Origin of the sequence: Flavobacterium jumunjinense (assembly GCF_021650975.2) — a bacterium.
Classification (GTDB): Bacteria; Bacteroidota; Bacteroidia; order Flavobacteriales; family Flavobacteriaceae; genus Flavobacterium; species Flavobacterium jumunjinense.
Genome location: NZ_CP091285.1, coordinates 893,958 through 912,685, shown reverse-complemented (window position 1 = coordinate 912,685; position 18,728 = coordinate 893,958). Strand labels below are relative to the sequence as shown.

At 29.9% G+C, this 18,728-nt stretch carries 17 protein-coding genes; 16 read left to right on the top strand and 1 reads right to left on the bottom strand.

The features are described 5' to 3' along the window. Positions 1 to 16 precede the first annotated feature (16 nt). Positions 17 to 973 (top strand): methylenetetrahydrofolate reductase [NAD(P)H], encoded by a 957-nt coding sequence (metF, locus tag L2Z92_RS04295; RefSeq protein ID WP_236457610.1) that lies wholly within the window; start codon positions 17 to 19, stop codon positions 971 to 973. 279 nt (positions 974 to 1,252) lie between these two features. After that, the gene (locus L2Z92_RS04290; RefSeq protein WP_236457609.1) at positions 1,253 to 1,642 is read left to right on the top strand and encodes a tetratricopeptide repeat protein; all 390 of its coding nucleotides are present in this window, start codon (positions 1,253 to 1,255) and stop codon (positions 1,640 to 1,642) included. Positions 1,643 to 1,703: 61 nt separating this feature from the next. Here the strand turns inward: L2Z92_RS04290 and gldA are convergent, their stop codons facing one another. Next, complete coding sequence (gldA, locus tag L2Z92_RS04285) at positions 1,704 to 2,606, bottom strand: gliding motility-associated ABC transporter ATP-binding subunit GldA (protein ID WP_236457608.1); 903 nt, start codon at positions 2,604 to 2,606, stop codon at positions 1,704 to 1,706. Between the two features lie 268 nt (positions 2,607 to 2,874). Between gldA and L2Z92_RS04280 the strand changes: the two genes are divergently transcribed. The 14 genes from L2Z92_RS04280 (at position 2,875) to kynU (ending at position 18,728) form a co-directional block, all read left to right on the top strand. Continuing rightward, positions 2,875 to 3,702, top strand: coding sequence for a prephenate dehydratase (locus L2Z92_RS04280; protein ID WP_236457607.1), 828 nt, complete (start codon positions 2,875 to 2,877; stop codon positions 3,700 to 3,702). Next, the gene (locus L2Z92_RS04275) at positions 3,699 to 4,841 is read left to right on the top strand and encodes a pyridoxal phosphate-dependent aminotransferase (RefSeq protein WP_236457606.1); all 1,143 of its coding nucleotides are present in this window, start codon (positions 3,699 to 3,701) and stop codon (positions 4,839 to 4,841) included. The genes L2Z92_RS04280 and L2Z92_RS04275 overlap by 4 nt, the downstream gene beginning before the upstream one ends. Beyond that, positions 4,841 to 5,698 (top strand): prephenate dehydrogenase, encoded by an 858-nt coding sequence (locus L2Z92_RS04270; RefSeq protein ID WP_236457605.1) that lies wholly within the window; start codon positions 4,841 to 4,843, stop codon positions 5,696 to 5,698. The genes L2Z92_RS04275 and L2Z92_RS04270 overlap by 1 nt, the downstream gene beginning before the upstream one ends. An 18-nt stretch (positions 5,699 to 5,716) precedes the next feature. Next, positions 5,717 to 6,799, top strand: coding sequence for a bifunctional 3-deoxy-7-phosphoheptulonate synthase/chorismate mutase type II (locus L2Z92_RS04265; RefSeq protein WP_236457604.1), 1,083 nt, complete (start codon positions 5,717 to 5,719; stop codon positions 6,797 to 6,799). Between the two features lie 77 nt (positions 6,800 to 6,876). Continuing rightward, positions 6,877 to 7,857, top strand: a complete 981-nt coding sequence (rsgA, locus tag L2Z92_RS04260) for a ribosome small subunit-dependent GTPase A (RefSeq protein WP_236457603.1) — start codon at positions 6,877 to 6,879, stop codon at positions 7,855 to 7,857. A gap of 3 nt (positions 7,858 to 7,860) precedes the next feature. Continuing rightward, complete coding sequence (dtd, locus tag L2Z92_RS04255) at positions 7,861 to 8,313, top strand: D-aminoacyl-tRNA deacylase (RefSeq protein ID WP_236457602.1); 453 nt, start codon at positions 7,861 to 7,863, stop codon at positions 8,311 to 8,313. Positions 8,314 to 8,341: 28 nt separating this feature from the next. Next, on the top strand, positions 8,342 to 10,240 hold the full coding sequence (locus tag L2Z92_RS04250; protein ID WP_236457601.1) for a DUF3857 domain-containing protein: 1,899 nt from the start codon (positions 8,342 to 8,344) through the stop codon (positions 10,238 to 10,240). Positions 10,241 to 10,244: 4 nt separating this feature from the next. Then, complete coding sequence (locus tag L2Z92_RS04245) at positions 10,245 to 12,188, top strand: DUF3857 and transglutaminase domain-containing protein (RefSeq protein WP_236457600.1); 1,944 nt, start codon at positions 10,245 to 10,247, stop codon at positions 12,186 to 12,188. Positions 12,189 to 12,194: 6 nt separating this feature from the next. Then, entirely contained in the window at positions 12,195 to 14,213 is a 2,019-nt protein-coding gene (locus L2Z92_RS04240; protein ID WP_236457599.1) for a DUF3857 domain-containing protein, read from the top strand. 3 nt (positions 14,214 to 14,216) lie between these two features. Next, positions 14,217 to 14,543: a nucleotide pyrophosphohydrolase gene (locus tag L2Z92_RS04235; protein WP_236457598.1), complete on the top strand. Its 327-nt coding sequence runs from the start codon at positions 14,217 to 14,219 to the stop codon at positions 14,541 to 14,543. A gap of 1 nt (position 14,544) precedes the next feature. Next, positions 14,545 to 14,871: a DMT family transporter gene (locus tag L2Z92_RS04230; protein ID WP_236457597.1), complete on the top strand. Its 327-nt coding sequence runs from the start codon at positions 14,545 to 14,547 to the stop codon at positions 14,869 to 14,871. After that, positions 14,871 to 16,109 carry a 3-phosphoshikimate 1-carboxyvinyltransferase gene (locus L2Z92_RS04225; RefSeq protein ID WP_236457596.1) on the top strand — a complete coding sequence of 413 codons (1,239 nt, stop codon included), beginning with the start codon at positions 14,871 to 14,873 and terminating at the stop codon, positions 16,107 to 16,109. The genes L2Z92_RS04230 and L2Z92_RS04225 overlap by 1 nt, the downstream gene beginning before the upstream one ends. A 126-nt stretch (positions 16,110 to 16,235) precedes the next feature. Further along, positions 16,236 to 17,285 carry a tRNA preQ1(34) S-adenosylmethionine ribosyltransferase-isomerase QueA gene (queA, locus tag L2Z92_RS04220; protein ID WP_236457595.1) on the top strand — a complete coding sequence of 350 codons (1,050 nt, stop codon included), beginning with the start codon at positions 16,236 to 16,238 and terminating at the stop codon, positions 17,283 to 17,285. 153 nt (positions 17,286 to 17,438) lie between these two features. Beyond that, on the top strand, positions 17,439 to 18,728 hold the full coding sequence (kynU, locus tag L2Z92_RS04215; RefSeq protein ID WP_236457594.1) for a kynureninase: 1,290 nt from the start codon (positions 17,439 to 17,441) through the stop codon (positions 18,726 to 18,728).

Here is an 18,728-nt window from a genome sequence, read left to right as displayed (position 1 = left end):
ACTTTTAACATAAAAGATGAAAGTAACAGAACATATACAAAACGCAAATGGAAAATCTTTGTTTTCCTTTGAAATATTGCCACCATTGAAAGGGCAAAATATTCAATCTATCTTTGATGGAATAGATCCTTTAATGGAATTTAATCCACCTTTTATAGATGTAACCTATCATAGAGAAGAATATGAGTTTAAGGAAAGAGGAAACGGATTATTACAGAAAAAAATTGTAAAGAAAAGGCCTGGAACTGTAGGTATTTGTGCGGCCATTCAAAATAAATATAATGTTGATGCTATTCCGCATATTCTTTGCGGAGGATTTACAAAAGAAGATACAGAAAATTTACTTATCGATTTAGATTTTTTAGGAATAGATAATGTTGTTGCACTTCGTGGAGATGCTGTGAAAAGTGAGATTTATTTTAAGCCGGATAAAGAAGGACATTCGTATGCATCTGAATTAGTAACTCAAATTAGTAATTTAAATAATGGAATTTATTTAGATGAAGATTTACAAAATTCAAACAATACAAATTTTTGTATTGGAGTTGCGGGTTATCCAGAAAAACACATGGAAGCACCAAGTATGGATAGTGATATTCATTTTTTAAAGCAAAAAATAAAAAACGGAGCGGAATATATTATTACGCAAATGTTTTTTGATAATAAACGTTTTTTTGAGTTTGTGACTAAGTGTCGAGTTGCTGGAATTACGGTTCCAATAATTCCAGGTCTAAAGCCAATTGCAACTAAAAAACAATTGAATTTAATTCCGCATCGTTTTAAAGTCGATTTGCCAGACGATTTAATTATGGAAATTGTAAAAGCAAAAGACAATGATGCAGTAAAAGAAATAGGAATTGAATGGTGTATTACTCAAAGTAAGGAACTTTTGAGTTCTGGGCTTCCAGTTTTGCATTATTATTCAATGGGAAAAGCTGAAAATGTGAAAACTATTGCTAAAGCTGTGTTTTAGAGTTTTTTAGGTTTTTCAGGGTTTTACCGATGAAAAGTGTGTTTTTTTAGATAAAATGCGCTTTTTTTTGTTTTTTGCGAATTTATTAAAGTTTTTTTGATTTTTACCCGTATATGCTTTTTTATTTGCAGTTTTATGGATATTTTGTTAGTTTTAAATAGAATAATATGTTAAATTTTTATGAATAACATTTTTAATGGCTCTCTTTTTCAATGAAACTCATTTTTTTTTGTGAGGATTATTTATTAATATTACTATAAATAAATAACCCAAACAAACATGAAAAAAATTTCCCTAATTGTAGTGTTTTTATTTGCATTTCAAATGAATTTTGCAAATGTAGAAGATCCTCTTTTGATTAAAGCGAAAGAATATAGTATAAGTGAGAATTATAAAGAAGCAATTAAAACTTATAATAAGTACTTAAACTCAACAAAAGAACTTGCCCTCAAAAATGTTTATGTTGAAATAGCTAATTGTTATTTTAAGTTAGAAAAGAAAGAAGCTGCTGTAGAATATATTAAAAAAGCGATAACATTTTATGGCTTTTCTGAACAAGACTTTATTTACAATGATGTTTTGGATGCTGAGTTGTCTAAATATGCTTTGTCTGTTATCTATGATGAATTAGATGATTTGAGCAAAAAATATAACGAGACTCAAGATTAAAATCGATTTAGATTTTTATTAAAATGGTTACAACTTTTGAATTAGTAGTTGTAACCATTTTTTATTTCTTAGATGTTTTTTCTCTAAAGATTTGTTCTAAGTTTTTATTTTTTTGATTCAATTGAAGTATTTTTAAGTTTTTCTCTTTTGCGAAATCAAAAACAGAGGAACGCATGTCAATTGTAGTATCAAAAGTTAATTCTAGCTGATTTTGATTTATAAATGTGATAGAAACTAAGTTTTCTAAATCATTTAAATCATCAGAAACAATTACTTTGTCAAATTCAACAGTAATAATTTGAGTAGTTTGTTCATTAACTAATGATTTGAGATTTTTGTCTTCAACAATTTTACCATTGTTAATGATTATTACTCTATCACAAATAGCTTCTACTTCTTGCATAATATGAGTAGAAAGAAAAACTGTTTTGTCTTTTCCGATATTTTTAATTAGTTCTCTAATTTCAACTAATTGATTAGGGTCTAAACCCGTTGTAGGTTCGTCTAAAATTAAAACTTCAGGATCATGCAATAATGCGCAAGCAATTCCAACTCTTTGTCGGTAACCTTTAGATAGCTGACCTATTTTTTTGTTGCTTTCAGGAGTTAATCCAGTTAATTTAATAACGTCATCTATTTTAGATTTATCTACCTTATATACATCAGCATTAAAGGCTAAATATTCTCTAACATATAAATCTAAATATAGTGGATTGTGTTCTGGTAAATAGCCAACCGACTTTTGAACGGACTTTGATTCGGTTTCAATATTAAAAGAATTAACCTTTGCTGTCCCTATGTCTGGAACAATATAAGTGGTTAAAATTTTCATTAAAGTAGATTTTCCAGCTCCATTAGGTCCTAAAAAACCAACAATTTCTCCTTTTTTAATTGAGAAAGAAATGCTATCTAGTGCTTTTTGTTCACCATAGCTTTTAGAAATATTTTGAACTTCAATAGACATAATAATTCAGGTTTTAGCAAAAGTAAAGTTTTTTAAATTAAAAATATTTTTTTGAAAAAGTATTTTGGAAAGATTTTTTTTATACATTAGCAACTTCAAAATACAAATAGCATAATAATGTTGGCAACAGCGATTTTTTTTAACAATTCTTTTTATTACTTCTGGTATAGAGGTTGGGATTGTCATGCTATTATTTAAATGTAAGAAATTATAAAATATAACATTCAATCCCGATTTTTTAATCGGGATTTTTTTTTGCTCAAAAATTATGAAACTAAACATTGCAATACAGGGGGTTCAAGGTTCTTTTCACCATCAGGTGGCTAACCAATATTTTGGAAATTCAATACTTTTAAAAGAGTGCGCTTCTTTTAGTGATGTTGTTAAGAGCTTGAAAATAAATGATTCAGACAAGGCAGTAATGGCTTTAGAAAATTCTATAGCGGGTTCAATATTGCCAAATTATGCTTTGATAGATCAAAACGAACTGCACATTATTGGAGAATACTACTTAGATATTCATATGAACTTAATGGCTTTAAAAGGTCAGAAGATTGAAGATTTAAAAGAAGTACATTCTCATCCTATTGCTCTGTTGCAGTGCATGGTTTTCTTTAATCAATATCCTCATATAAAGTTAGTAGAAAGTATAGATACTGCGGAGACGGCACAAAGAATTCAGCGAGAAAACTTAAAAGGTATTGGAGCAGTAGCAGCTCCAATTGCTGCGGAAATGTACGATTTAGAAATTATAGCAGCTGGAATTCATACAATAAAGAGTAATAAAACAAGATTTGTTATTGTGAAGGCTCAAAATAAAGAAATTCCAAAAGAAGAGATAAATAAAGTTTCATTGAAATTCGAATTAGATGATACTCCAGGAAGTTTAGCAACTGTACTAAATGTAATGAATAATTGTAAGTTGAACTTAACTAAAATACAGTCTTTACCAGTAATAGAAACACCATTTAAGTATTCATTTTTTGTAGATGTTGTGTTCGAACGATATCGTTACTATGAAAAGGCTAAAGAAATTTTAGAAATTATGACAACACATTTTAAAGTATTAGGAGAATATAAAAAAGGAATACAATGATAGCAACAGCAAATAGATTACACACAGTTGAAGAATATTATTTTTCAAAAAAGCTAAAAGAAGTTAATCAATTAATTTCTAACGGAAAGCCAATTATTAATATGGGAATTGGGAGTCCAGATTTACCACCACATAAATTAGTAATTGAAGCGATACAACAATCAGTTTTAGAGGTTAATGCACACATGTATCAGAGTTATCAAGGTTTGATTGAGCTTAGAAGAGGTTTTTCGGACTTTTATAAAACAAATTTTAATGTTGACATTGATGTTGCTTCTGAAGTTTTGCCTTTAATGGGATCTAAAGAAGGGATAATGCATATTGCAATGACTTTTTTAAATGAAGGAGATGCTGTTTTAGTTCCTAATCCAGGTTACCCAACATATCAATCGGTTTCAAATCTTGTAGGTGCAAAAACAATGTTATATGATTTAAAGGAAGAGAATAATTGGTGTCCCGATTTTGAAGCGTTAGAAAAAGAAGATTTGTCAAAAGTGAAATTAATGTGGGTTTGTTATCCTCATATGCCAACAGGAACTCAGGCGAATAGTATTCTTTTTGAAAAATTAATTGCATTTGGAAAAAGGCATCATATTCTAATTGTAAATGATAATCCGTATAGTATGATTTTAAATCAACAACCGTTATCAATACTTCAAGTAGAAGGTGCTAAAGATATTGCTATAGAGTTGAATTCGTTGAGCAAAGCATATAATATGGCGGGTTGGAGAATAGGAATGGTTATGGGAAGTAGTAAGAATATTGAAGCTATTTTGAAAGTGAAAAGTAATATGGATAGTGGTATGTTTTTCGGACTTCAAAAAGGAGCGATTGAAGCATTAAAGCTCAATAAAGAATGGTTTAATGAATTAAACGAAGTGTATGCAAGGAGGAGAGATTTAATTTTTTTATTATGTGATAAATTAAAAGTAACAGTAAATAAAAATCAAGTTGGAATGTTTGTTTGGGCAAAACTACCAATCGGAATTTTATCAGAAGATTTTATAGATGAAATACTTCATGAGAAAAATCTATTTATCACTCCTGGAAATATTTTTGGAACGAATGGAGAAGGATATGTTCGCTTTTCGCTTTGTGTCAATGAAGAAAAGATTAATGAAGCTTTAAGTCGATTTTAATGGAAAATAAAGAGGTTTTTTTTATAATAGGTTTAGGGTTAATAGGAGGTTCGTTTGCTTTAGATATAAAAACGAAGTGTGAAAATGCGGTGATATATGGTATCGATAATGATGAGCAACATTTACATAAAGCTTTAGATTTAGGAATAATAGATCATAAAGCAACGTTTGAAGATATAGCTCTTGCAGATTGGATAATTGTAGCTGTTCCTGTAGATAAAACGGTAGTTGTTTTGAATGATGTTTTGGGTAAAATTCATAATAATGCTATTGTTTTTGATGTTGGTTCAACCAAGTTTGAAATTTGTGAAGCCTTGAAAAGTCATGATAAAAGAAGGAACTTCATTGCAACACATCCAATTGCAGGAACAGAATTTTCTGGGCCAGAAGCTGCCTTAACTAATTTGTTCTTAGAAAAAACTAACATCATTTGTGAGGTTGAAAAAACAGCTTTTGTGTTTCAAGAAAAAGCACTTCAATTGTTCAAAGATATTGGAATGAGAATTCGTTATATGGATCCTTTGTCACACGATAAGCATATTGCATATATGTCGCATCTTTCTCATATTAGTTCTTTCATGCTTGGAAAGACAGTGATTGAGGAAGAAAAGAATCAAAGAGATATTTTTGATATGGCAGGAAGCGGATTTGAAAGTACGGTTAGATTAGCTAAAAGTTCTCCAGCAATGTGGACACCGATTTTTAAACAAAACAAGGAACAAGTTGTAAAAGCATTATCCGAATATATAGCAAATTTAGAGAATTTTAAAACATTGTTAGAAGAAGAAAGATTGGAAGATATCTATACAACAATGCAAGAGACAAACAGAATAAAAGAAATATTAATAAAAAAGTAGTCAATAAAAACAATAAAAATGGAAAATAATAAAGAATTAAGAACTTGGTTAGATGATTTTAAATTAGAACATCCTTTAGTAATTGCTGGACCTTGTAGTGCAGAAACAGAAGATCAAGTCTTACAAATTGCGAATGAGTTAAAGGATTCAGATGTTTCAATTTTTAGAGCAGGTATTTGGAAACCAAGAACGAGACCAGGAGGTTTTGAAGGGGTTGGAGCTATCGGTTTAAAATGGATGCAAAAGGCAAAAGCAGAAACTGGACTTTTAATGGCTACAGAAGTTGCAAATGCTAACCATGTGAAATTAGCAATAGAACACGATATTGATGTGTTGTGGATTGGAGCTAGAACAGCTGTAAATCCTTTTGCTATTCAAGAAATTGCGGATGCATTAGAAGGAACTGATAAAATTATATTACTTAAAAACCCTATAAATCCAGACCTTTCACTTTGGATAGGAGGCTTAGAAAGGCTTTATAATGCAAATATTAAAAAATTAGGAGTCATTCATAGAGGTTTTTCAACTTATGATAAGACTAAATATAGAAATAATCCAGAATGGCAAATTGCAATTGACATGCAAAATCGTTTTCCTGATTTGCCTTTAATTTGTGATCCATCTCATATTACAGGAAGAAGAGATATGATTCATGAAGTTTCTCAACAGGCATTAGATATGAATTATGATGGTTTAATTATTGAAACGCATATCGATCCAGATAACGCATGGAGTGATGCAGCACAACAAGTAACACCAGATGATTTGAAGAAAATGTTTGTTGATTTGAAGGTTAGAAAAGTTTCAGACAATGAAGGGGTGTTTAATCAAGAAATGACAAAATTAAGAGCTCAAATAGATGAATTCGATGGTAAATTGTTGGAGATTTTAGGGAACAGAATGAAAGTTGCAGATAAAATTGGAGAACTTAAAAAAGAGAAAAATGTTGCAATTCTTCAGAATAAAAGATGGAATGAAATTTTAGGAAAAATGATTCTAGAAGGAGAAGAAAAAGGATTGAGTAATGATTTTGTTATGCATATGTTCAAAGCGATTCACCAAGAAAGTATTACGCATCAGGAGAAGATTGTTAATGGATAGAAGTGAGTATAAAAAAAAGGCTGTTAAAAACAGTCTTTTTTTATTTAATTAAAAAAAAGATACAATATCTTTGCTATATGACTGGACTTGTATATAAATCAACAGGAAGTTGGTACACTGTTAAAACAAAAGATGATAGTTTTTTAGATTGTCGTATTAAAGGTAAATTTAGAATTAAAGGTATAAGAAGTACCAATCCTATTGCGGTTGGCGATGTGGTTGATTATGAAATTGAAGATACTGCGGATGTAACAACAGGTATTATAAATAATATTCATAATAGAAAAAATTATATAGTTAGAAAGTCAGTAAATCTTTCTAAACTAACACATATCATTGCTTCTAATATCGATATTGTTTTTCTATTGATAACCATAAATAATCCGCCAACGACTACAAGTTTTATCGATCGTTTCTTGGTTACTGCTGAGGCCTATGGTATTGAAGCTATTTTAGTTTTTAATAAAATTGACACTTTTGACGATGCTACTTTAGATGAGCAATTGTTTTTGCAATATACATATGAGAGTATTGGATACAAATCTTTGCGTGTTTCAGCAAAAGAGAATAAGGGACTAGAGGAATTGAAAAGCCTAATGAAAGATAAAGTTTCAATGTTTTCGGGACATTCCGGAGTTGGGAAATCAACCTTAGTTAATGCTTTAGAACCAACATTAAACCTAAAAACAAAACAAATTTCAGACTCTCATTCTCAAGGACAACATACAACAACATTTGCTGAAATGTTCGATTTATCTTTCGATGCAAAAATAATAGATACTCCTGGAATTCGTGGTTTTGGAGTAGTAGATATGGAAAAACAAGAAGTAGGAGATTATTTTCCAGAATTTTTTGCATTAAAAGAAAACTGTAAGTTCAATAATTGCTTGCATAAAGATGAGCCTCATTGTGCTGTAAAGAATGCATTAGAAAAGGATGAAGTTCCTTGGTCGAGATATAGAAGTTATCTTCAAATATTAGAAGGAGATGAAGAACATTATAGATCAGATGATTATGCAGACGATAGAAAAGCAAGTGATGAAACTAGAAAAGCATAATTAATGAGAGTTGTTATTCAAAAGGTTTTAGAAGCAGCTGTAACAATTGAAAATAAAATTGTAGCAAATATTGATAGAGGATTGCTTGTTTTTGTAGGTATTGAAGATTCCGATACAAATGAAGATATTAACTGGCTGACTTCTAAAATAATTAATTTAAGGATTTTTGAAGATGAGAATCATGTTATGAACTTTTCAGTTAAAGATGTTAGTGGAGATATTGTCGTTGTAAGTCAATTCACACTTCATGCATTAACTAAAAAAGGAAATCGACCAAGCTATATAAAAGCAGCGAAACCAGATGTTGCTATTCCGATTTATGAATTGTTTATTGATAAGATGGAGAGTGAATTAGGGAAAAAAATTCAAACAGGTCAATTTGGAGCAGATATGAAGGTGTCATTAATTAATGATGGTCCTGTTACAATTACAATCGATACAAAAAACAAAGAATAAACGAGTTAAGTTTATATAATTAGTACTTATGAAAATTAAAATATTTTTATTCCTATTAACTTTTAGTCAGATTTTTTCACAAAATGATTTTAGTCCATTAACAGTTTCTAAAGAACTTAAGGAAAAAGCTAATAGTGTAGTTCGTTATCAAAATATTGAAGTAACAATAAAATCTCAAAAATCATATAGAATTAGAAAGAGAAAGATAATTACTGTCTTAAATGAATATGGTTTGAAAAATATTGATGCAAGAGAGTATTATAGTAGTTCAGAAAGTGTTAATGGTATAGAAGCAATTATTTATGATCTTATAGGAAAGGAAGTTAAGAAAATTAAAAGAAAGGATTTTAAAGATCAAAGTGTTGCAGATGGCTTTTCTGTGCTTACAGATAATAGAATAATCTATCTTGATTACACACCTACACAGTATCCATTTACGATAGAGTACATAAGCGATGTCACGAGTTCTAATACAGCATTCATTCCAAGTTGGTATCCTATCGATGATTACTACGAAAGTGTACAGAAATCGGTGTTTAAGCTGGATTTTATTCCTGAGTTAGGTTTTAAATATAAAGAGCTAAACTTCGAAGGCTATGATATTAAAAAGACAGAAGAGTCAAATTCTATAAGTTATAGTGTAGAGAATTTAGTAGCGGAAAAGCCTGAAGATTATTCCCCAAGCTTTAAAGAAATTGTCCCAAATGTAATTTTTGGTTTAGAGAATTTTTCACTTGAAGGAGTTGAAGGTAGCGCTAAGTCATGGGGCGAATTTGGTAAAATTTGGTATAAAGAATTAGTTTACGACGATTCGAAAATAAGTGCTGAGACAGTTGAAGAAATTAATAAAATAACAAACAATATTAAGGATCCAATTGAAAAAGCTAAAGTTATATACAAGTACGTTCAAAATAAAACAAGATATGTTAGTATTCAATTAGGTATTGGAGGTTGGAAACCTATGTCTGCTAAAGATGTTGATAGATTAGGTTATGGAGATTGTAAAGCTTTATCTAATTATACAAGAATTTTGTTAGAAAATGTTGGAGTGAAATCGTTTTATACGGTTATTTATGGGGACACAAATAAAAGAGATTTAGACAAAGATTTTGTTTCACTACAAGGAAATCATGCTATTTTAACATTGCCTTATAATGATAAAAATTATTTCTTAGAATGCACGAGTCAAACAAATCCATTTGCATTCGGAGGAGATTTTACAGATGATAGATATGCTTTAATTATTAAAGAAGAAGGAGCTTTTGTTTTAAAAACAAATCAATTTAAAACCTTAGATAGCTATCAAAATACAATTGGAAATTATTCAATTACCGAGAACGGAGAATTAAATGGAGGTTTTGAATCTAAGTCAGGTGGTATTCAATATGATAATAAAGCCTTTTTAGGAAGAGAAAAAGATAAAAATAAGTTGTATAAACATTACAAAGAAAGATATGGTTGGATTAACGGATTGAAAATTAATAGTCTAGAAGTTAATGAAAATCAAGAAAATATTGAGTTTGTAGAGAAACTTAGTATAAGTTCATCAAACTATTGTACTTCTGCGGGTAACTCCTTATATTTTCCAGTAAATGCATTTAATAGAAGTGAAAATATTCCGAAAAAATATAGAAATAGAAAGTATGATTTTGAGCTTTCTAGAGGATTCCAAGATCAAGATGTTGTAGAAGTTAGCTTGCCTGTAAATTATGATATCGAATATTTACCAGAAGAATTAGTAATTGAGAATAAGTTCGGTAAGTATAGTTTTAAATTAGTTAAATTAGAAAATAACAAATTAAAATTGATTAGAATTCTAGCTATAGATTCAGGTAGTTTTAGTAAGGAAGAGTATGAAGAATATAGAGCCTTTAGAGAACAAATCGCAAAACATGACAATTCAAAAATCGTACTAACAAAAAAATAAAAAAATGAAGTTAAATCATTTAAAATTGATCATAATAATTGGTCTTATTACTTCGAATTTGTTTTCTCAAGATTATAAATTGGGAAAAGTAACAATAGAAGAATTAAAAGAAAAGCGTCATCCGATAGATTCATCTGCTGCTGCTGCCATTCTCTTCAAAAAAGGAGAGAGTAAATTTGAAATAAATAGTTCTGGAGAATGGACTCTTGTAACCGATGTAGATTATAAAATTAAAATATATAAGAAAGAAGGTCTGGATAATGCGAATCAAGAGGTATATTATTATGTTGGTGGAGCAAGAGAGGAGACATTGCGTTTTAAAAATGCTGTAACTTATAACTTAGTTGATGGGAAAATTGAAAAGACAAAATTGAAATCAGATGGTGAGTTTAAGGAAGAAATAAATGAAGATAATAAAGTAAAGAAAATAACGATGCCTCAAGTTAAGGAAGGTTCCATAATTGAATATTCGTACACTTTAAGGTCTCCTTTTATAGTAAAATTTGATGACTGGTATTTTCAAAGTGAAATTCCAGTAAATCATGTTGAATATAGCGTATACGTTCCTAAATATTTTAAATACAGAACGGTTATTACAGGTTATGAAAGTGTGAGTGTGGAAGATGTTGCTATCTCTACAGGGAGTTTTCCGCAGCAAAAATATACGTACACAATAGAAAATGTTCCAGCTTTAAAAGAGGAAAATTTCGTTACCAATATAAAAAACTATACTTCTATTTTAAAAAATGAGTTAGTCTCTATTTCATATCCAGGTGAACCAGTAGATAATATTGCCTTAGATTGGGATGGTGTAGTTAAGACAATTTATGATGATGATAGATTTGGTAAAGAATTAAAGAGTAAGTCTTATTTTGAAGACGATTTAAAAATTATTATTGAAGGATTAGCGACAGATAAAGAGAAAATTCAAGCAATTTATAAGTTTGTTCAAAATAAGATGACTTGGAATGATAATAATGGGGTTTTTACAAAGGATGGAGTAAGGAAAGCGTATAAAAACAAGACAGGTAATGTAGCGGAAATAAATCTTATTTTAATTGCAATGCTTAAAGAAGCAGGTATAGAAGCGAACCCAATTCTAGTAAGTACAAGAAAAAACGGGATAGCACTTTATCCTAACCGCACAGCATTTAATTATGTGGTAGCAGGTATAGAAGTTCAGGACGATGTAATATTGTTAGACGCTACTAATAAAAACCTGACAGTTGGAATGTTGCCGCTTAGAGCGGTAAATTGGTACGGGAGAATAGTAAGAGAAAGAGGAAGTTCAAATGAGATAGATCTACTGGATGTTTCACACTCTAATGAGAATGTGATTATTTTAGGAAAAATTAATGCTGATGGAAAAATAGAAGGGAAATTAAGAAGACAATTGACGCGTTATAATTCACTATTACATAGAGATAACTATAGTGAGGTTTCAGAAGATAGCTATATTGAAAAATTAGAGAATAGATATAAAAGTGTTGAAATCGGTGAGTACAAAGTAGATAATCTAAAGGAAGTTGAGAAACCAGTTGTAGAAACATATTCTTTTGTAGAAAATAATTCTGTAGAAATTATAGGAAATAAAATGTACATATCGCCTTTAATGTTTTTTACTTTAAATGAAAATCCATTTAAAGTTGATGAAAGGAAGTATCCAGTAGATTTTCATTTTCCTTTCAAAGATTCTTATAATGTTTCGTTAACTATTCCAGATGGCTATGAAGTTGAATTTTTGCCAGAAGCATCAAGTTTATTAATGGAAAATGGATATGGTGTTTTTAGGTATAATGTTTCTAGCTCTGAAAAATCTATTCAAATGCTTGTCAATTTTAATGTAAATGCTTTTTATGTGCCTTCACAAAATTATGCTACGTTAAAGAATTTTTTTAAAATAATGATAGAAAAACAGACTGAAAAAATAATTTTAATAAAGAAATAATAGAATATGAAGTTTAATTTTTTACGTGTGTTTGTTTTATTTGGACTATTTTTTTCAGGTTTAGTTTTTTCTCAAAATTATGAATTGGGAGAAGTAACAATTGAAGAATTACAAGAAGTGAAATACTCAAATGATCCAAATGCGGAAGCTGTAGTCTTGTTTGAAAACGGGAAAACCTATTTTCAGTATGATATGAGTTCAGGGTTTAATATTATAACAGAAGTAGAAAAAAAAATAAAAATCTACTCTAAAGAAGGTTTAGATTGGGCGAATAAAACCGTAAAATATTATACTGTTGGAAAAAATGAAGAGAGAGTTTCTTTTTCGAAAGCAATAACCTATAATTTAGAAAATGGGAAAATTGAAAAAACGAAATTAAGAAATGATGGTGAGTTTGATGAGAAGATTAACAAATATTGGTCTCAAAAGAAAATTGTCATGCCAAATGTAAAAGTTGGTTCTATAATCGAATATAAATATACTATTAAATCACCAAACTATTCTACTTTTCCGATTTGGAATTTTCAATATTCAATTCCAGTAAAATACTCTTCATTTAAGACCTATATTCCTGAATATTTTTTATATAATAATCAGTTTAAAGGAGAGTTAGTGCCAGTAGTTGATTCCGACACGAAGATGAAAACTTTTACTGGTCGATATACGAAGGATAATAGGAGATCGGGTGGCTCTAATTTTGAAAGAGAAAGTTATGAAGTTGAATATAAAGAATATTTTGCATCCTATTTTTTATCAAATGTTCCAGCAATGAAAGATGAAAAGTTTGTTAATAATATTGAAAATTACGTTTCAGCTATTTATCATGAATTATCCTCTGTTAATTTGCCCTATGAAGCCATCGTTAACTATTCTTCCGATTGGGAGTCTGTGGCAAAGACAATAATGAATTATGAAGGTTTTGGGAATGAATTGTCTAGAAATGATTATTATAAAAAAGAGATTGATGAATTATTGACAGGAATAGTTGATCAAAAGGAAAAAATAATTCTGATTTTTGAATATGTAAAGAACAGAATGAATTGGAATAATGGATATGGTTATTTGTGTGATAACGGAGTAAGGAAAGCATATGTGGATAAGGTTGGAAATGTTGCAGAAATTAATTTAATGCTAACATCTATGTTGAGGTATGCAGGTGTTGAAGCGAATCCAATTTTAGTGAGCACAAGATCAAATGGAGTGCCAATTTTTCCAAGTAGGTCTGCGTTTAATTATGTTATTACAGGTGTTGAATTACAAGATAACTTAGTGCTTTTTGATGCTACAAATAAATATTCTTTACCAAATGTATTACCAATTAGAGATTTGAATTGGTTCGGGAGATTAATTAGAGATAATCGATCTTCAACTTTAGTAGATTTAATGCCTAAAATGAAGTCTATTAAAAGTATAATGTTGTTGTGTGATATTAATGCTAATGGAGACATTAAAGGAAAAGTTAGAAAACAAATTTCAGATTATAATGCATTTGTTTATAGAGATAAATATTTTAATGTAGATAAGGAAAGTTACATAGATAAATTGAATGATGATTTTGATGAAATTAATATTTCTGAATATAAAATTGATAATGTTGAAAATTTGTCGCAAAAGATTGTAGAAACATTCAGTTTTGTCGACAATAAGAATGTCGAAAATATAGGTGGTAAATTGTATTTCTCACCAATGATGTTCTTTAAACTAAATGAAAATCCTTTTAAACTTGAAACAAGAAAATACCCAATCGACTTCAATTTTCCTTTTAAAGATTCGTATGTATTTACAATAAATATTCCAGAAGGATATGTAGTGGAGTATTTGCCCGAAGCAGCAAACATTATTTTAGATAATAATTACGGAGGATTTAATTATGTGATTTCTGAAAAGCAAGGAAAAATACAATTAGCGGTGAATTATGAAATTAATACATCGATTATACCAGCTAGTAATTATGAATTTTTGAAAAGTTTCTTTAAAATGATGATTGAAAAACAAGCCGAAAAAATAATTTTAATAAAAGAATAGAACATGGATATTAAAAATGCTCAACTCGAAGTTGATAACTGGATTAAAGAACATGGTGTTCGTTATTTTAATGAATTAACTAATATGGCACAACTTACAGAAGAAGTAGGTGAGGTGGCTAGGATTATTGCTCGACGTTACGGAGAACAATCAGAAAAAGAATCAGATAAAAATAAAGATTTAGGAGAAGAATTAGCAGATGTCGTTTTTGTGGTTATGTGCTTAGCTAACCAGACAGGTGTGGATTTGCAGGCAGCTTTTGATAAAAAATTGGATTATAAAACAAAACGAGATCATGATCGTCATCATAATAATGAAAAATTAAAATAAATTGAATTGGATTCTACTAGTTGTTGCTGGGCTTTTTGAAGTTGGTTTTGCTGCCTGTTTGGGTAAAGCAAAAGAATCTTCTGGGAAAATTGCTGTATTTTGGTACTTAGGCTTTTTTATATGTCTAACAATAAGTATGATTTTGTTGGTGAAAGTTACTAAAGAATTACCTATCGGGACAGCATACGCAGTGTGGACAGGTATAGGTGCTGTTGGTAGTGTTCTTGTTGGAATATTTGTATTTAAAGAGCCAGCATATTTTTGGCGAATGTTTTTTTTATCAACCTTAATACTTTCCATTGTAGGATTGAAAATAGTTTCTAAATAATGAATATAGATTTAAAAAGATCAGTTACAAATAAACAATCAACGATTGTAGTAACGGGGTCAAAATCGGAGACAAATAGATTATTGCTTTTAAAGGCATTATATCCTAATTTGAAATTGCAAAATATTTCAAATTCTGACGACTCTGATATGATGCATAACGCATTATCGAATAGTAGTACATTGAAAGATATTCATCATGCAGGAACTGCTATGCGTTTTTTAACTGCATATTTTTCAATTCAGGAGGGGCAAGAAATTGTTTTAACGGGTTCTAACCGAATGCAAGAACGACCAATAAAAATATTAGTAGAAGCATTAAAACAACTTGATGTAGTTATTTCCTATGAAAACAACGAAGGTTATCCGCCAATTAAAATTCAAGGTAAAAGAATAGCTAAGAACGAAGTGGTTCTTAAAGCGGATGTAAGTAGTCAATATATTTCTGCCCTGCTTTTAATTGCACCAAAGTTGGAGAATGGACTAAAATTAATACTGGAAGGTAAGATTACCTCAGTTCCTTATATTAATATGACATTAGCTTTGTTAAATGAAATAGGAGTAAAAACTTCTTTTGAAAATAATATTATAAGTGTAATGCCTAAAAATGAAGTTGAGGATATTGAATTGATTGTAGAGTCTGATTGGTCTTCTGCTTCCTATTTTTATTCAATTGTTGCACTGTCAGAAATTGGAACTCAAATAAGTTTAACAAGTTATAAAAAAAATAGTCTACAAGGCGATTCTTCTCTTGTCGAGATTTATGCAGACTTTGGAGTCGAAACTACTTTTGTTGATAATAGTATCGTTATAACTAAAATTAAAAAGACCAATAAGCAATTTGTTGAATTCGATTTGCAATCTTCACCAGATATTGCTCAAACAATAGTTGTAACTTGCTTTGGGTTAGGGTTAGGATGTTGCTTAAAAGGACTACATACATTGAAAATTAAGGAAACAGATAGATTAGAAGCTTTAAAGGTAGAGCTAACAAAATTAGGCGCAATTATTAATGTGACAAATGATAGTTTAATATTAGAAACTAGTCTGTCAAACTTTATTATTAAAAGTAATACAAGTATTGTAACATATCAAGATCATAGAATGGCAATGGCTTTTGCGCCACTAGCTTTAAGAGTTCCTATTGTAATTGAAGAAGCAGAAGTGGTTTCAAAATCATTTCCAGATTTTTGGAATGATTTAAAAAATATCGGTTTTCAGTTTGAAGAAACGTTATAAATGTTGGAAATATTAAAATAATTCATTATTTACTTGACAACGCCTATCTTACAGTCGTATATTTGCAAACGTTTATGAGTTTAGGAATATTTTCTAAACTAGAACTTCTAAAATCTAAATTTATATATGAAATTATCACATTTCAATTTTAATTTACCAGAAGAATTATTGGCAGAGTTTCCTGCTGAAAACAGAGATGAATCTCGATTAATGGTTATTAATCGTAAAGCTGGAACTATTGAACATAAAATGTTTAAGGATGTTATTGACTATTTCGATGATGGAGATGTAATGGTCTTAAATAATACAAAAGTTTTTCCTGCTCGATTATATGGTAATAAAGAAAAAACTGGTGCCCGTATTGAGGTTTTCTTGTTGAGAGAATTAAATGCAGAACAACGCTTATGGGATGTATTGGTAGATCCTGCTCGTAAAATAAGAATTGGAAATAAATTGTATTTTGGAGATGATGACGCATTAGTGGCTGAAGTAATAGACAATACAACTTCACGTGGTAGAACATTACGTTTCTTATATGATGGATCTTATGAAGAGTTTAGAGAAAAATTAGTTGAGTTAGGAGAAACTCCAATTCCTAAATTTATTAATAGAGAAGTTACACCTGAAGATGCAGAGCGTTATCAGACTATTTATGCTAAAGTAGAAGGAGCTGTTGCTGCACCAACTGCAGGGCTTCATTTTTCTAAGCATTTATTGAAGCGTTTAGAAATTAAAGGTGTTGATTTTGCGGAAGTGACTTTACATGTTGGTTTAGGTACTTTTAATCCTGTAGAAGTAGAAGATTTGTCGAAACATAAAATGGATTCTGAAGAAATGTCAATTTCTCAAGAAACATGTGATATAGTAAATCAAGCTAAAGTGAAAAAGAAGAAAATTTGTTGCGTAGGAACTACTTCAATGCGTGCAATGGAAAGTACAGTTTCTTCACAAAGAACTTTAAACCCATTTACAGGTTGGACAAATAAATTTATTTATCCTCCTTATGATTTTAGTATTGCAGATTGTATGATTACTAATTTTCATATACCTAGATCAACTTTGCTAATGATGGTTTCTGCTTTCTGTGGACACGATTTGATGAAGAAGGCTTATGCTGAAGCAATTGAAGAAAAATACAAATTCTATTCTTATGGAGATGCAATGCTGATTATCTAATTAGTAGTTCTCTTTAAGTTAATTAAAAGCAAAAAACTCATCAGAAATGGTGAGTTTTTTGCTTTTAAACCTAAAATAGGATACTGTTTATTTGCAAGTTTTCTCTTTCCTTAAAAAAATGTATTTTTACCTTTCATAAAAAACAGCTACAATATGAATTTTCAAAATACAAAAGAATTTGCTCAAGAACTAGATAGATCTGATGAATTAAAGAAATACAGAAATGAATTTAGTTTTCCTCAAATTAATGATAAAGATGTAATTTACTTTACGGGGAATTCTCTTGGGTTACAGCCAAAAAAAGCTAAGGAATATGTAGATGAAGTGATGGAGGATTGGGCAAGTTTAGCGGTTGAAGGACATTTTTATGCAGATAAACCCTGGTGGGACTATCATGAGCGTTTTTGTCAACCTTTAAGCGAGATTGTAGGAGGTAAACCTACAGAAGTTGGTGTAATGAATACATTAACAGTTAATCTTCATTTACTGATGGTTTCTTTTTATCGTCCATCAATGAAAAAATATAAGATTATATGTGAAGAAAAAGCATTTCCATCTGATCAATATATGTTTCAAACACAAGTAGATTTTCATGCTAAAAACGTTGGGTTTGATCCGAAAGAGGCGATAGTTGAAATAAAAAGAAGAGAAGGAGAAAATAATATAAGAATTGAAGATGTTTTAGAGAAAATAAATGAAATTGGAGAGGAATTAGCGTTGGTTCTTATAGGAGGTGTGAATTATTATACAGGACAAGTGTTTGATATTCAGAGAATCACTGAAGAAGGACATAAAGTCGGTGCTTACGTTGGTTGGGATTTAGCACATGCTGCTGGAAATATTGAGTTGAAACTAAATGAGTGGAAAGTGGATTTTGCAGCTTGGTGTAGTTATAAATATATGAACTCAGGACCAGGTAATGTTTCAGGTTTTTTTGTTCATGAGGCACACCATAATGATAAAGAATTATCTCGTTTTGCTGGTTGGTATGGTCATAATAAAGAAAGGCGTTTTCTAATGGAGCCACAATTTGATCCTGTTCAAGGTGCAAATGGGTGGCAAATTAGTAATCTGCCAGTATTGTCATTGGCTCCATATTTGGCTTCTGTAGAAATGTTTGCTGAAGTAGGAATGAAGAAAATTATAAAAAAAAGAAACTTAATTACTAGTTATTTAGAATTTATACTTCATGAAATAGATAAAGAGATTGAAGGAGCAGAATTTGAAGTTATAACTCCGGTTAGTCAAGAAGAGAGAGGCTGTCAGTTGTCCGTTTATTTGCATGGTCAAGGTAAAGAACTTTTTCACTTTTTAATGAAGAATGGAGTTGTTACAGATTGGAGAGAACCCAATGTTATTCGTTTAGCACCTGTGCCTTTGTATACGTCTTTTGAAGATATTTATAATTTTGGGCAAATATTGAAAAGAGGTATTTGTGATTAA